Raw genomic sequence first — 12,157 nt, 5'->3', positions numbered from 1 at the left:
GCTCCAAGAAGGAGTTTCCATGTCCGACGCCAAGACGATGACCGGCAAAGTGCAGAAGAGCGACGCCGACTGGCGCAAGGAATTGACGCCGATGCAGTATGCGGTATTGCGCGAGAAGGCGACCGAACGGCCGTTCTCGGGCGAATACGAGCATGAGCATCGGCCGGGCACCTATATCTGCGCCGGCTGCGGGCAGACGCTGTTCGAATCCGACGCCAAGTTCGATTCCGGTTGCGGCTGGCCGAGCTTCACCGCGCCCGCGGTGGAGAGCCATGTCGATGAAGAGCGCGATGTGACCCATGGCATGATCCGGACCGAAGTCTTGTGCTCGAAGTGCAATGGCCATCTCGGCCATGTCTTCGACGACGGCCCCGGCCCGACCGGCTTGCGCTACTGCATCAACTCGGCCGCGCTGAAACTGCAGCCGAAATAGAACGATCCGTTACGCAAACCGTCATTCCGGGGCGTCGCGTCAGCGACGAACCCGGAGTCTCGTCATTCCGGGTTCGATGCTTTCGCATCGCCCCGGAATGACAGAGGAGTAGTTTCAGGTTCCCTCGCTGGAACCAACAGCCGCGATATGCTTTTCTTCTGCCGCGGAGCGGACGATTTTCGCACCGCCAAGGGAGTGCGCCATGTCGCTAGGAACGATCCTCATCATCATTCTGATCATTGCGCTGCTGGGCGGCTTCAGTGGCCGGGTCGGCGGTTACGGCTATGGCATGGGCCATTCAGGAATGGGCCTGTTGGGCGTCGTCCTGGTCGTATTGCTAGTGCTGGTCCTGCTCGGCAAGATTTGATCATAACAAGTCATTGAAATAAAAAGAGTTATTTCGATTAACGGTATCCGGGTGCCCGGATTCATCATCGGGCCCGGCAGGAGTCGCATTTCTGTCAAACGAGCTTATATTAAAGCCTGTCCTGAAATGACGTGTACCGGCGCGCCGCCGCTTTCGGCGGGTCCCCGTACGATCCGTTCGCGATAACGAGATCGCGTTCTCACTAAAAAGATCAGAGGTCCCTGACCATGGCTTCCTTCAGCTTCAATACTGCTGCCGAACTGTTTCCCGCCGCGATCCGCAAGAAAAAGCGGGCGGGTTTTGCGTATCGGCGATTTGGCACCGCGGCCGAAGCGGTTCGCTTCGCGATCGAGGAATTGCCGGCGGATTCGCTGAACGGCGCCTATCTGCAGGTCGACGAAGCCCGCTTCGATCAGAGCGGCATCCGTACCCTCTATGAGAGCCAGGATTTTCCGCTGCCGCGCCGCCCGCGCAAGCCGGAGCCCGAGCCCGCCAGCGACAAGGCCGACAACGAGGCCGCGTAACTCTTACCGGCTTGTTAACGCGGCTGCCTGTCCATCCAGCGCCGCAACAGCTGCACATTGCGCATGTTGGCGCGGAACAGTACGTCGAAGGCATCGCCCGCGACCGGCACCGTTCCGACCACTCCCTGGATCGCGACATTGCCGAGCATCCGCGCCGTAATATGCCAGGGCGCGCCGAGCGCGCGCGCCTCGCGCACCAGCCACAGCGAGAGCGCGGTCGCGATGATGCCGCCGACCACCGGGATCAATCCGACGATGCCGTCGACGCCATAGCGGATCTTGGTGCCCGGCAGGATGAAGGCGATATCGAGAAGTTTTGCGATCGCATCGAGCCGCGCCAGCCGCTGCTCGCGGGTGAGATCGCCGAACGGATTGGCGGCGGAATGCGCGAAATCGAAGCCGCCAAACCGCGACCCGAGCGATTCCTGCGGGATTTCACGGCCGTCCTGATCGATGATCGGCCCGCGCGCCTCCGCGCCGCGAAAATTGGCGCGGGAGGTTTTGCCAGACTTCCAGCTCCGGGAGCCTGCGGCGCTTGGGACAAGAATCTCTGCGTTCGACATCACCATCAGATGGGTAACGCGCTGGGCCAGCGCAAGTTGCGGCACGCTGCTTACCGCCCCCGCGCCGCCGACGGCGTCAAGCCAAAGCGGCGGCGAAAGCAGCGGTTGAAATAGGACAGATCGTTAAAGCCGCAATCGAAGGCGATGTCGCTGATCCGGCCACCATGGCCTTCAGCGTCGCCTCCAAATCCTTAAGCCCCGGCGCCCACTAGAGCGTGATGACTTTAGGTTGAGGCACAGCGGTGACCTCTCCCTCGCCCCGCTCTTGCGGGGAGAGGGTTGGGGTGAGGGGCTGTTTCCGCGAATGCTGAAGCACAAATTATGCGGAGAATCCCCCTCACCCGGATCGCTGCGCGACATAGCCGAAGCCTCGCTTCGGCGTTCTTCTTATCTATGGACGGCCGCCGAAGGCGGCCTATGCCTCTCCCCGCAAGCGGGGCGAGGTGATCGAACTTGCGCAGGCGACGATTCAACTCAAAATCATCATGCTCTAGTCCAAGACGGCGGAAATTCGTAAAGCTACCGATGCGGCGGGAGCGGCCGCCGGGGCGTCGCGTCAGGGTCCGGCGCCGCCTCGCGATTTCGAGCAAAGGCCATCAGAGGAGACGACGACATGACGACATCCTACGCCCGCACCATTTTGTTGGGCGCCGCCATCGCCGGAAGCATGGGCATCGGCTACGCCATCGGCGCGCAGCCGCATATGGGCGAGACCCTCGGGTTTCTGCAATCGGCGCGCGGCGAACTCGCCGCAGCGACGCCGAACAAGGGCGGTCACCGCGAACGCGCTTTGGCGCTGATTGATCAGGCGATCGCCGAAGTCCGCGCCGGCATCGCGTTCGCCGGCGGCTGATGCGATCGCACCATTCATCCCAACCGACGTGAGAGGAGATTTCCATGAAAAAGCTGATCGCAGCCGCGCGGCTATCGGCGGCGGCGGCGGCAACGGCCGCTAATAGCTTTTATCACGTCACGCTACTGCATCACGGCGGCGGGCCGAAAGGTCAGCCGTTTTTTTGTGGGAACCACCGTCCGTCGTCGTCGCGTTCGCGAGGCCCCTTTAGGCCGTGCCGGCGGCCTGAGATAGCGGCAATTGCCTTTCACTAAGCTCCCGTGACATGGCAAAATCGCAGGAAATGTGATAGATCCTGTGTATGCCAAAGCAGAAACGTTCGACGGGAAAAAGCGGAAAAGCCGGCTTCGTGATCGGGCGCGCTGGTTTCGCTAAGATCAGCTCGGTTGAAGGCATACGCCTCAAACCGGCGATGGAAAAACGAGCCGATGAGGCCGGAAAAAAAGGTTTATCCCCTGAAGAATATCGCAAAGTGATAATTCGCACCTATCGCAAGGCCTGAGTTGCCGTCGCATGTATGATGCGATCGACGATCCCTATACTTACGAAAATTCTACAGTCCTCGTTAACAAGCTTGATCTACGCGACCAGCGCGAACTCGACGACTTTGAGGCCGAGATTACCAGCGCGCGTGCCAGCGAACCTCTCCCCGAAGGCAACCTCGATTTCGCGCATTTTTGCACGATCCATCATCACTTGTTCCAGGATGTATTCGACTGGGCGGGCACCCCGCGGACAGTGAGAATTTCCAAGCAAGGCAGCGCATTCTGTTTTCCTGAGCACATTGAGGTTCAATCGGCCAAGCTGTTCTCTGATCTGAAGGCCGAGAATAATTTTGAAAATTTGCCCGCGAATAAATTTGCCGAGAAGGCGGCGCATTTTCTTGCCGAGTTAAATGCGATCCATGCCTTTCGCGAAGGCAACGGTCGCACTCAATTGACTTTCTTCGCCTTGTTGGCAGATCGCGCCGGGCAGCCACTTGACCTTGAAAGACTTGATCCCGAACGCCATGATCGCCAGCTTCGACGGTGACGAATCTGAATTGGCTACGGTCGTTCTCGGACTTATTCGCTGAGCGATATTATTCTACTGTTACAAGATCACACTGAACTCGGACGATGTCGGAAACGACCGCTCGCCTACTTGCTCCCCACCGCGGGCTCGCCGGGCGCCGTCACGGGGAAATCCATCGCCTCATGCGCAAGCCACGAGGAGACCGTCGCGGGAATGAAGCCGACCAGGCCGTAGAGGACGAACTGCAGCGCGCCGCTGTCGGACCCGCGCGAACCGTAGAGAAATTCCGCGGCGATGAAGGCGAGCACGCCGACAATCAGCATCCGCACAAGGGGGACCACTCGCTTGACGTGGGCCAGGATGTCATCCACCGCCGCCATCATCAGCGCCGGCAATATGCCGAACAGATAGCTGTATTGCAGCGTCTTGAAGAACACCGCGACCACCTTTTCGACTTCCGTAGCGCTGGGCGGATGGCTCCAATATCCGGACATCACGGTGGTCGTCAGCAACAGCCAAAACCCGCCAAGCAGCGGGCCAAGCGCTGCGAATATCAGATACCGTTTCATGCCGCCCTCACCCTAATCCAGAGCCAATCCGATCGGCCTGTCTTACGATTGTTTTCCGGCAAATTCGACAGGCCAAGCCTCCGATGGGCCAATGCCACCTGTCGCCACTATACGCCCGGGCATGACGCGGAGATGATAGCCGCAGCGCACAAAGACGCTTTTGGGAAACAGCCCGCCGCTATTCCCCCCACGCCGCGAACGCGTCATTAAACGCGCGCTCGCCGGGGGCGCCCTTTTCGATCGCGATGATGGCGCGGCGCTGGTTGACATAGACTAGCGGCACGTCGAACCACGAACGCTCCTTGAGGAGCTGCAGATTGCGCGCGCGGTCAGCATCGACATTGGACAGCCCGACCAGGAAGAAGCCATCGGTGACCTTGACCGCGAGGCCGGCGAGCGGCGTGCCGCGCGCCTGCTCGTTGGACTTCATCAGGATGCCCGGTACGTTGCTGACGCCGCCGCCGACGAAATCCGGCGGCAGGATGAAGGTCAGTTCCGCGGTATGGCTGGCGGGCAGCGAGGTGTCGGTGTTGCGGCGGAACGACATCGTCATCTTGAACTTGCGGTCGGGGATCTCGATGTCGGCGCGCACCGCAATATCCGGCTGTTGGCCGGCTGTCGCCTTGACCGGTTCGGTGCGCCAGATCACCGAGCCGACATATTGCTTGCCCTTGGGATCGGCGGGATCCTCGTCATAGAGCACCACGCGCTGCGCCACCGGCGCGACCTGCTCGCTCGACGACGGCTGGCCGACCCGGTCGGGGATCTTCGGTTTTGCGAGCGGCGAATTGTCCTTGGGCGCTTCCACCACCGGGGCCGGCTTGAACAGCGAGCTTACGGTCGTCACCACCGACTTGCCCCACAGGATCCCGGCGCCGACCAGGATCAGCACGATGCCGATCGCGATCGCGCTCTTGAACGGGAACACCGTGCCACGCCGCGCCGGTTTCTTCGGCTCGCGATCGGCCGCAAGCCGCGGCCGCGGCCCGGGCGGAGGCGCATAGCGCTCGGCCTCCTCGACCGACTCGTCATAGGAATAGGGCGCGTCGGGATCGGCGCCGCGGTTCTCCAGGCTCGGCTCGAGCCGGTCGAACTCCGGCGAGGGCGACGGCACGTTGGCATAGGTCTTTCGCGCGGCGCGGTTGGCCTGGGCGGCGGCACGGCCGAGATCGTCGGCGTCGGCTGCGATATCGCGAAAACCGCGCATGCCAGGCGCCTGCGGCGCGGCGTTGTCGGGACCGCGGCGCGGCGCGCCTGACCGTTCCCGGGTCGGCGGCAGCGGCGGGTCCTGCATCGGGAATTGCGGCGGCTGCGGCGCTTGCGGCCGCGGCGGTATCGGCGGCTCGGCACGGCGCTGGGCGCGCGGGTCTTGCCTGTCGTCCTGCCCGAGCGGCGGACGCTCGTTGCGCGAGGGCGGCGGCGCCGGCGGACGCGGCCGCGAGGGCGGCGGCGGCGCCTGCGAAGACGAGGGTGGTGGCGCCGGCTCGCCCGGCCGCGCCTGGGGCCGCGTGTTGGCGCGGAACGCGTCGCCGGCGCGGGCACGCTCGCCGCGCGCGGGGTCCGCCGAGCGGGAGGCGTCACCGGCGCGCGACGCGTCGGCGGAGCGCGACGCATCGCGCGCGCGCTGGGCCGCTTCGGATTCGACCTTGCGAACGGCCTCTTCCAGCGACAACCGCTCGCGGGTAATTTCGGATTCGCTCAACGGCGGCTGCACGCTGCGCAATTGCGCGATCAGCGCCGCGCGCGCCCGCTCGTAGAGCGCGCGGCGGCTCTCGCCGGGGGCACTGGGGTCCAGTCCGGCAATGGCGCGGGCGATCAGCGGGTAGTAATCAGCCATTTCTACTCAACAATGCGTACTTTCCAGTAACATCTCGTTAAGCCTCAAACGGGTTCTGTACCAGAATAGTATCCTCGCGTTCCGGGCTGGTGGAAAGCAATGCGATTGGGCAGCCCACCAGTTCCTCGACCCGGCGGACATATTTGATGGCCTGCGCCGGCAAATCCGCCCAGGAGCGGGCGTTGGCGGTCGGCTCCTTCCAGCCCTCGATGGTCTCGTAGACCGGCACCACCCGGGCCTGCGCGCCCTCACCGGCCGGCAGGTGATCGATATCCTTGCCGTCCAGCCGGTAACCGACGCAGACCTCGATCCTGTCGAAACCGTCGAGAATATCGAGTTTTGTCAGCGCCAGGCCGTTGATGCCGCAGGTCCGCACGGTCTGGCGCACCAGCACGGCGTCGAACCAGCCGCAGCGCCGCGGGCGGCCGGTATTCGTTCCGAATTCGCGGCCGCGCTCGCCGATCTTGCGGCCGATCTCGTTGTCCTGTTCGGTCGGAAACGGCCCCTGGCCGACCCGGGTCGTATAGGCCTTGCAAATGCCGAGCACATAGCCGACGGCGCTTGGCCCCATGCCGGTCCCGGTCGCGGCCTGCGCCGCCACCGTGTTGGACGAGGTGACGTAGGGGTAGGTGCCGTGGTCGACGTCGAGCAGCGCGCCCTGCGCGCCCTCGAACAGGATGCGCTTGCCCTCGCGGCGTTTTAAGTCGAGCAATCGCCACACCGTCTCGGCGTAAGGCAGAATCTTCGGCGCCAGCGCCGTCAACTCCTGCAAAATGCCCTTGCCGTCGATTTCCGCGAGATTAAGCCCGCGCCGCAGCGCGTTGTGATGCGCCAACAGGCGGTCGATCTTGTGCGGCAGCGTGTCGAGATCGGCAAGATCCATCAGCCGGATGGCGCGGCGGCCGACCTTGTCCTCGTAAGCCGGGCCGATGCCGCGGCGCGTGGTGCCGATCGCGGTGATGGCATTCGAGGATTCCCGCAAGGCATCTAGTTCGCGATGCAGCGGCAGGATCAGGGTGACGTTTTCGGCGACCCGCAGATTGTCCGGGCTGACGGCGACGCCCTGGGCTTTCAGTTTTGCCACCTCGTCGAGGAAGGCCTGCGGATCGACCACCACGCCGTTGCCGATCACGGCGAGCTTCGAGGGCCGCAGCACGCCGGAGGGCAACAGCGCGAGCTTGTAGGTTTCGCCGTTGATGACGAGGGTGTGGCCGGCATTGTGGCCGCCCTGGAAGCGCACGACGATGTCGGCCTGCTCCGACAACCAGTCGACGATCTTGCCCTTCCCTTCGTCGCCCCATTGGGCGCCGACGACGACGACATTAGCCATTTCGCAAATAATCCCTCTGCATTTATTTCAGTACGAGCATGATCTCGTCGGAAAAAAGGTTCCCAATCTTCTTGATCATGTGCCCAGCCTAAATCACGGCCGCAGCCGCTCGCATGCGAGGCACACAATCGGATAAAGGATGCGGGCTATCGACGCAAGCAAGAAGGGCTGTTTAGCCGGGGTCGAAGCCGGGTTCAACCCATTGATATCCCCTGAAAATTTGTGTCCGTCCGATGGCGGTCCCGTGCTACTTGCGTCGAATACGGCCACGAGCCGCTTTCCGCGTCAGGAGACCGCGCGCAGTTCCGCGTCACGGTGGATCTCGGCGAGACGTCGCGGGTTGGTCAACGCCACGAAGACAAGCAACAACGGCACCATCGCGGCCAGCAAGGCGGCGCCCGCGATCAGCGCTGCCGACGGCGTTCCCCAGACATCCTGCAAGCGGCCCGCGGCCAAAGGCCCGGCCGCCATCAGGATATAGAAGCAGGTGTAGAACACGCCAAATCCGACGGCGCGCTGCTGCGAGGCGAGCACCTTCGAGGGCAACGACAGGATCGCGCCGGACATCGGGCCGACCGCGACCCCGAAGACCAGGCAGGACATCGCCGGATGCATGCCGGCGACCGACAGCGCAAGCGCCGCTGAGGCGACCAGCGCGCAGACCACGATCGCCGCGATCGGCGCACCCAGACGATCAACGAGATAGCCGCCGGATGGAATGGCGAGAATCGTGAACCAGATCGCGAGGCTGGTCAGCGATGCGGCTGCGGTCGGCGACAATCCCTGCGCCACCAACGATAACGGCGCGTAGGTGAAAAACAGGATGCAGGCCAAGTTCATCGCGCCCCAGATCACGCCGGCGATGGTGACGGGAAGCAAAACGGCGGCAGGCAGCCTCGCGCCGCCGGCCGCCGCAAGCTGCGCCGGCTTCTCCTGCTCCGGCGCCGAGACAGTCAGGAACGCCAACAGCGCCAGCGCCGAAAAAAACGCGGCCGAGCCCATCACCGCGGGCCAGCCCAGCGATTGCGCGATAAAGGCCTGGACCGGCAGCGCCAGCATCGCCCCGAACGGCCAGCTCATCTGCAGGATCGACATCGCCAGCACGATTTCGCGGCCCGCGAACCAGTCGGTCGTCATCTTGGTGGCGACCACAATGACAATGGTCGCGCCGACGCCGCCCAGGGTGCGCGCGGCCAGCGCCATCGCCAAGCCATTGCAGAAACTCAACGCGACGTTCGAGATCACCATCAGCGCCAGGCCGGCAAGCCCGAGCTTCTTTTCGTCAAATCGCTGGCCGAGCAGTCCTGCCGGAAACGAGACGATGACGCCGGGCAACAGATAGACGCCGAGCAGCATGCCGATCTCGGAATAGTCGAGACCCAAATCCCGCATCAAGAGGTCGGCGGCCGAGCCGACCGATTGAAACTGAAACCCGGTCGCCGCGCGCGCCGCGAACAAGACCGCGAGGATGATCCACCTTCGGCCCGTCATCCCTGACGCCTCCCGATCAATCCGAGTGCTCGCTACTGACCAAGCCGACGCTCAGCACATTGGAGAATTCGGACAGCTCTTCCTCGGAGATCTCATTCAGCGTCAGGCGAAGCTGCATGATCGCCAGATCGATCAGGTGGCCGGCGAAGGAAGCGCCCCTGGAGACGACGATGTTGCGTTGTTCCGTCAGCACAGGAATGACGTTACGCAAACGATGGGTACTGAATTCATCCATATCGATGCCCTTTGGGGCTTCGCGGCGCGGTCGCAACCAGCCAATGGCGCGTCGTGACGGTCTCGGCAAATAATTCGATGGCTTTCGTCGTCAGGGTGTGGACGGCCTGGGAATCGGTGTTGTGCCGGCCGCGGCTCACCGAGGCGTCGCTCAGGAAGGTAATGTTGTGGCCACGATGCGCGGCATCGATCGCGGTCGCAAGGCACGTCTCCTCGGCGACGAGACCGGCGATGGCGAAATTTCCGATCCGCGACACCACGTCCTCGAACAGCTGATTGGTGTAGCAGGATGGCTGCGGCCGTTCGAACACCATGTCGGATCGCTTCGGCTCAAAGCCCGAGATCCATGCCGATTGCGCGGCGCGCTCGATCATCCCGGGATTGCCGGACGGCCGGGTGAAGGCGATCGGCAGGCCGAGATTGCGCGCGTGCTGGATCGCCAGCGTGCAGTTCTCGATCGAACGGGCGAGGTCGGACGCGCGGTCCTTTGCCAGTTCGTCATAGTTTTTTTCCTGCAGGTCGACCATGACCAGCAGGCGGCTGTTGGAAGCGGCGACATAGGTCCTGAGATCGATGACGGAGCTCATCGCAATCACCGGGCACTTGCCAATAGAGAAACGCCTCTGTTCGCCGACATTTCAAGTATGCCCGGCGCGTCCCAACGGCCCTCGGGGCGAATGATGACATAGGGATCTGCGGCAAGGCTGATGCTTTGCGGGTGCCTTTCGGTCTCAAGCTTGACCTCGGTATAGTCGAAGTCGGAAAACGTGAAGTCGCGCGCACTGGTCATGCGGGTGAAACCTTGCTGCTCCCAGAATTCCAGAAATCGCTTCTGGGAATGCGCATACAGGACGCGATAACCCTTCTTCCGGCAGAGCTCGATGGCGGTCGAGACAATCTGGCTCGCCAAGCCCTCGTTGCGGCTTTCATGGCGCACAGCCAGCCGTTCGAGCTTGGCAAAATCTGCAAAATATCGAATGCGCATGCAACCGACCGGCTCCTGGTCCTTGTGGCAGATCAGGTGGGTCGCGGAGAAATCGTTGCCGTCGAATTCCTCTTCGAACGGACATTGTTGCTCACCCATATAGACCGCGCCGCGGATGGCGATCACGCGCGCCATTTCATCCATCGATTGAACAACGCGGACCGATACCGAAGGCTCGCGACGGAATTTTGCCGCCGCGACATCCTTCGAGCGATCACACATCTGCAGATTGGGCGCGAACAATCCGTCATAGCGCGCTCCCGGCGTGAAGCCGAGGGGCTCCAGCACGCGCAGCCCCTCCTTGGTTACCGGCCGGGAATAGAGGTTGACCCCTCGATAAAGCGGCGTCGAGATTTTTTCCAGGACGAGCGGTATGGCTGCGGCGAGAGTACCCTTGGCATGGATGCACCAGATATAGATACCGGCGGGCCGCTCCGATTGCCGGGTGATGCAAGAAATATCGGGGTTGCGGGTATCGAGGCTGCCATCGAGAAGCCCGCGCAAGCCTTCGTGGGTCAACGGCAATACCGCGAAAAACCCTTCGCCCTTGGGAGAAGAGATGTCGAAATGATCCTTCCTCGCGATCGCCCAGAAGGTGTCCGGGTTGTGGTTTGCCACCGTTTGAATGGTTCGATTGCAGGTCAAACCTGGAATGTCCGCTCGCGCCGCGTCGACCAGCGAGGCGATGCCCGCAGCATCGACCGTGAAAATGACGATGCGCCTGGCCACCTGCAAATTCGTCATCCGGTCAAGCGAATGCGCCGTCGAGCGGTCCCTTGGAGCTTTTCCCCTTGCCGATTTGCGAAGCAAATCGATGTCGAGCGCGTTCATTTTGACGTCTCTTGATTGTACAAACATGCGAGTTCTGCCATTAATAGAATGGTTTCATGGGGTTCATTTGTATGCACTCACCTGAGCGCAGGGGTGCGCATATCGGCGCGCACACCCCGGGACGGATGGCAAACTGGGACTTGGTCCGGATCTTTCTGGAGGTCGCACGCATAGGCAGCTTCCGAGCCGCGGCGGCGCATCTTAATATGTCCGCAAACTTTCTCAGCAAGCGAATTTCGGCGTTGGAGAGCGCTTACCGAACGACATTGATAACCCGCCATGTCGACGGGATCAGATTGACGCCGGAAGGTACGCTGGTTCTCGAAGCTGCGAAGCGGATGGAAGAGGCGTCGTTTGGTCTGGAGCGCGCGCTCGGCCAAACAACACCTGCGCTGAGCGGCGAGGTTCGGATCGCGGTTACCGAGGGGCTGGGCACATTTTGGCTGGCGCCCAGGCTGGTCGAATTCCAGCGCGCCTATCCCGGCTTGCTGGTGGATTTGAAATGCGAGATGCGCTCCGCCGACGTGCTTCGTCTCGAGGCTGACGTCGCCGTCCAGCTTGAGGAGCCGGAAAATCCCGATCTGAAAAGAATCAAGATCGGGCGGCTCCATGTCGTGCCCTTCGTGAGTCCGTCCTACGTCGAAATCTACGGCATGCCGAAAGACATGGATGATCTCCGTAAGAATCATCGAGTGGTCATTCAGAATGCGGAGCAGACCAAAGGCAGCGAAATGTACGCCAAATTTGGTCGCCGCGAGCAGCTCGGCTTCGTGGCGATGCGCAACAACGTGAGCAGCGCGCATGTCTGGGCGACCTCCAAGGGCGCCGGCGTGGGCTGGCTGCCGACCTATGTGCCGGCGCTTGGCGATCCTTTGATACCACTCGATCTCGGCGCCAAGTTCGAGCTCGATATCTGGCTCGCCTATCACCCGGACGCGAAGAAGATTCCGCGTGTCAGGCAGCTGATCGAGTGGACTATCCAATCGTTCGACGGCCGCAAATATCCCTGGTTTCGGGACGAGTTCGTTCATCCCGACGATTTGCAAAAATCATACAAGGGTGAGCCGCTGGTAAATCTATTCGCCGGATTCATGAAAGAATCACGGACGAAAGTCGGCTGAATTCC

General features: G+C 62.3%; 15 protein-coding genes and 1 pseudogene. 7 read left to right on the top strand and 9 right to left on the bottom strand.

Annotation, left to right across the window (positions count from 1 at the left end; all coding sequences use genetic code 11):
- Window positions 1-19 precede the first annotated feature (19 nt).
- The 3 genes from msrB to B5526_RS26595 all read left to right on the top strand — a co-directional run bounded on the left by msrB (window position 20) and on the right by B5526_RS26595 (window position 1,324).
- The gene (gene msrB, locus B5526_RS26605) at window positions 20-433 is read left to right on the top strand and encodes a peptide-methionine (R)-S-oxide reductase MsrB (RefSeq protein WP_079542788.1); all 414 of its coding nucleotides are present in this window, start codon (window positions 20-22) and stop codon (window positions 431-433) included.
- 202 nt (window positions 434-635) lie between these two features.
- Window positions 636-800: a DUF3309 family protein gene (locus B5526_RS26600; protein WP_079542787.1), complete on the top strand. Its 165-nt coding sequence runs from the start codon at window positions 636-638 to the stop codon at window positions 798-800.
- 227 nt (window positions 801-1,027) lie between these two features.
- Window positions 1,028-1,324 (top strand): hypothetical protein, encoded by a 297-nt coding sequence (locus tag B5526_RS26595; RefSeq protein ID WP_079542786.1) that lies wholly within the window; start codon window positions 1,028-1,030, stop codon window positions 1,322-1,324.
- A 14-nt stretch (window positions 1,325-1,338) separates the two neighbouring features.
- Here B5526_RS26595 and B5526_RS26590 read toward each other — a convergent pair whose 3' ends face one another.
- On the bottom strand, window positions 1,339-1,893 hold the full coding sequence (locus B5526_RS26590) for a DUF4112 domain-containing protein (protein ID WP_079542785.1): 555 nt from the start codon (window positions 1,891-1,893) through the stop codon (window positions 1,339-1,341).
- A gap of 44 nt (window positions 1,894-1,937) precedes the next feature.
- Window positions 1,938-2,045: pseudogene (locus tag B5526_RS26585) on the bottom strand (AraC family transcriptional regulator); the annotation flags it as partial.
- Between the two features lie 455 nt (window positions 2,046-2,500).
- Between B5526_RS26585 and B5526_RS26580 the strand changes: the two are divergent.
- The 3 genes from B5526_RS26580 (at window position 2,501) to B5526_RS26570 (ending at window position 3,772) form a co-directional block, all read left to right on the top strand.
- Window positions 2,501-2,740 (top strand): hypothetical protein, encoded by a 240-nt coding sequence (locus B5526_RS26580; RefSeq protein WP_079542784.1) that lies wholly within the window; start codon window positions 2,501-2,503, stop codon window positions 2,738-2,740.
- Between the two features lie 301 nt (window positions 2,741-3,041).
- On the top strand, window positions 3,042-3,242 hold the full coding sequence (locus tag B5526_RS26575) for a hypothetical protein (RefSeq protein WP_079542783.1): 201 nt from the start codon (window positions 3,042-3,044) through the stop codon (window positions 3,240-3,242).
- A gap of 11 nt (window positions 3,243-3,253) precedes the next feature.
- On the top strand, window positions 3,254-3,772 hold the full coding sequence (locus B5526_RS26570) for a Fic/DOC family protein (protein WP_349642745.1): 519 nt from the start codon (window positions 3,254-3,256) through the stop codon (window positions 3,770-3,772).
- A gap of 107 nt (window positions 3,773-3,879) precedes the next feature.
- On the opposite strand, the gene B5526_RS26565 is transcribed toward B5526_RS26570, so the two are convergent.
- The 7 genes from B5526_RS26565 to B5526_RS26535 form a co-directional block, all read right to left on the bottom strand.
- On the bottom strand, window positions 3,880-4,323 hold the full coding sequence (locus B5526_RS26565; protein WP_079542782.1) for a DUF5413 family protein: 444 nt from the start codon (window positions 4,321-4,323) through the stop codon (window positions 3,880-3,882).
- 178 nt (window positions 4,324-4,501) lie between these two features.
- A complete protein-coding gene (locus B5526_RS26560; protein ID WP_079542781.1) occupies window positions 4,502-6,160 on the bottom strand; it encodes a hypothetical protein in 1,659 nt (552 codons plus the stop codon).
- Between the two features lie 37 nt (window positions 6,161-6,197).
- On the bottom strand, window positions 6,198-7,490 hold the full coding sequence (locus tag B5526_RS26555) for an adenylosuccinate synthase (protein ID WP_079542780.1): 1,293 nt from the start codon (window positions 7,488-7,490) through the stop codon (window positions 6,198-6,200).
- Window positions 7,491-7,775: 285 nt separating this feature from the next.
- Complete coding sequence (locus B5526_RS26550; protein ID WP_079542779.1) at window positions 7,776-8,981, bottom strand: MFS transporter; 1,206 nt, start codon at window positions 8,979-8,981, stop codon at window positions 7,776-7,778.
- Window positions 8,982-8,997: 16 nt separating this feature from the next.
- The gene (locus tag B5526_RS26545; protein ID WP_079542778.1) at window positions 8,998-9,216 is read right to left on the bottom strand and encodes a hypothetical protein; all 219 of its coding nucleotides are present in this window, start codon (window positions 9,214-9,216) and stop codon (window positions 8,998-9,000) included.
- The gene (locus B5526_RS26540; RefSeq protein ID WP_079542777.1) at window positions 9,209-9,802 is read right to left on the bottom strand and encodes an isochorismatase family protein; all 594 of its coding nucleotides are present in this window, start codon (window positions 9,800-9,802) and stop codon (window positions 9,209-9,211) included. Before B5526_RS26540 ends, B5526_RS26545 begins: the two co-directional genes overlap by 8 nt.
- Window positions 9,803-9,807: 5 nt before the next feature.
- Window positions 9,808-11,031: a GNAT family N-acetyltransferase gene (locus tag B5526_RS26535; protein ID WP_172842112.1), complete on the bottom strand. Its 1,224-nt coding sequence runs from the start codon at window positions 11,029-11,031 to the stop codon at window positions 9,808-9,810.
- A 56-nt stretch (window positions 11,032-11,087) separates the two neighbouring features.
- Between B5526_RS26535 and B5526_RS26530 the strand changes: the two genes are divergently transcribed.
- Window positions 11,088-12,152 carry a LysR family transcriptional regulator gene (locus B5526_RS26530; RefSeq protein WP_349642744.1) on the top strand — a complete coding sequence of 355 codons (1,065 nt, stop codon included), beginning with the start codon at window positions 11,088-11,090 and terminating at the stop codon, window positions 12,150-12,152.
- Window positions 12,153-12,157 lie beyond the last annotated feature (5 nt).

This window comes from Bradyrhizobium lablabi (genome assembly GCF_900141755.1).
GTDB classification, from domain to species: domain Bacteria; phylum Pseudomonadota; class Alphaproteobacteria; order Rhizobiales; family Xanthobacteraceae; genus Bradyrhizobium; species Bradyrhizobium lablabi_A.
The sequence above is the reverse complement of the archived record's forward strand: the minus strand, read 5'-3'. Positions and strand labels throughout refer to the sequence as shown.

Coding starts and splice junctions, on each gene's coding strand:
- msrB (WP_079542788.1), top strand. CDS start 20: ATGTCCGACGCCAAGACGATGACCGGCAAAGTGCAGAAGAGCGACGCC.
- B5526_RS26600 (WP_079542787.1), top strand. CDS start 636: ATGTCGCTAGGAACGATCCTCATCATCATTCTGATCATTGCGCTGCTG.
- B5526_RS26595 (WP_079542786.1), top strand. CDS start 1,028: ATGGCTTCCTTCAGCTTCAATACTGCTGCCGAACTGTTTCCCGCCGCG.
- B5526_RS26590 (WP_079542785.1), bottom strand. CDS start 1,893: ATGGTGATGTCGAACGCAGAGATTCTTGTCCCAAGCGCCGCAGGCTCC.
- B5526_RS26580 (WP_079542784.1), top strand. CDS start 2,501: ATGACGACATCCTACGCCCGCACCATTTTGTTGGGCGCCGCCATCGCC.
- B5526_RS26575 (WP_079542783.1), top strand. CDS start 3,042: ATGCCAAAGCAGAAACGTTCGACGGGAAAAAGCGGAAAAGCCGGCTTC.
- B5526_RS26570 (WP_349642745.1), top strand. CDS start 3,254: ATGTATGATGCGATCGACGATCCCTATACTTACGAAAATTCTACAGTC.
- B5526_RS26565 (WP_079542782.1), bottom strand. CDS start 4,323: ATGAAACGGTATCTGATATTCGCAGCGCTTGGCCCGCTGCTTGGCGGG.
- B5526_RS26560 (WP_079542781.1), bottom strand. CDS start 6,160: ATGGCTGATTACTACCCGCTGATCGCCCGCGCCATTGCCGGACTGGAC.
- B5526_RS26555 (WP_079542780.1), bottom strand. CDS start 7,490: ATGGCTAATGTCGTCGTCGTCGGCGCCCAATGGGGCGACGAAGGGAAG.
- B5526_RS26550 (WP_079542779.1), bottom strand. CDS start 8,981: ATGACGGGCCGAAGGTGGATCATCCTCGCGGTCTTGTTCGCGGCGCGC.
- B5526_RS26545 (WP_079542778.1), bottom strand. CDS start 9,216: ATGGATGAATTCAGTACCCATCGTTTGCGTAACGTCATTCCTGTGCTG.
- B5526_RS26540 (WP_079542777.1), bottom strand. CDS start 9,802: ATGAGCTCCGTCATCGATCTCAGGACCTATGTCGCCGCTTCCAACAGC.
- B5526_RS26535 (WP_172842112.1), bottom strand. CDS start 11,031: ATGAACGCGCTCGACATCGATTTGCTTCGCAAATCGGCAAGGGGAAAA.
- B5526_RS26530 (WP_349642744.1), top strand. CDS start 11,088: ATGGGGTTCATTTGTATGCACTCACCTGAGCGCAGGGGTGCGCATATC.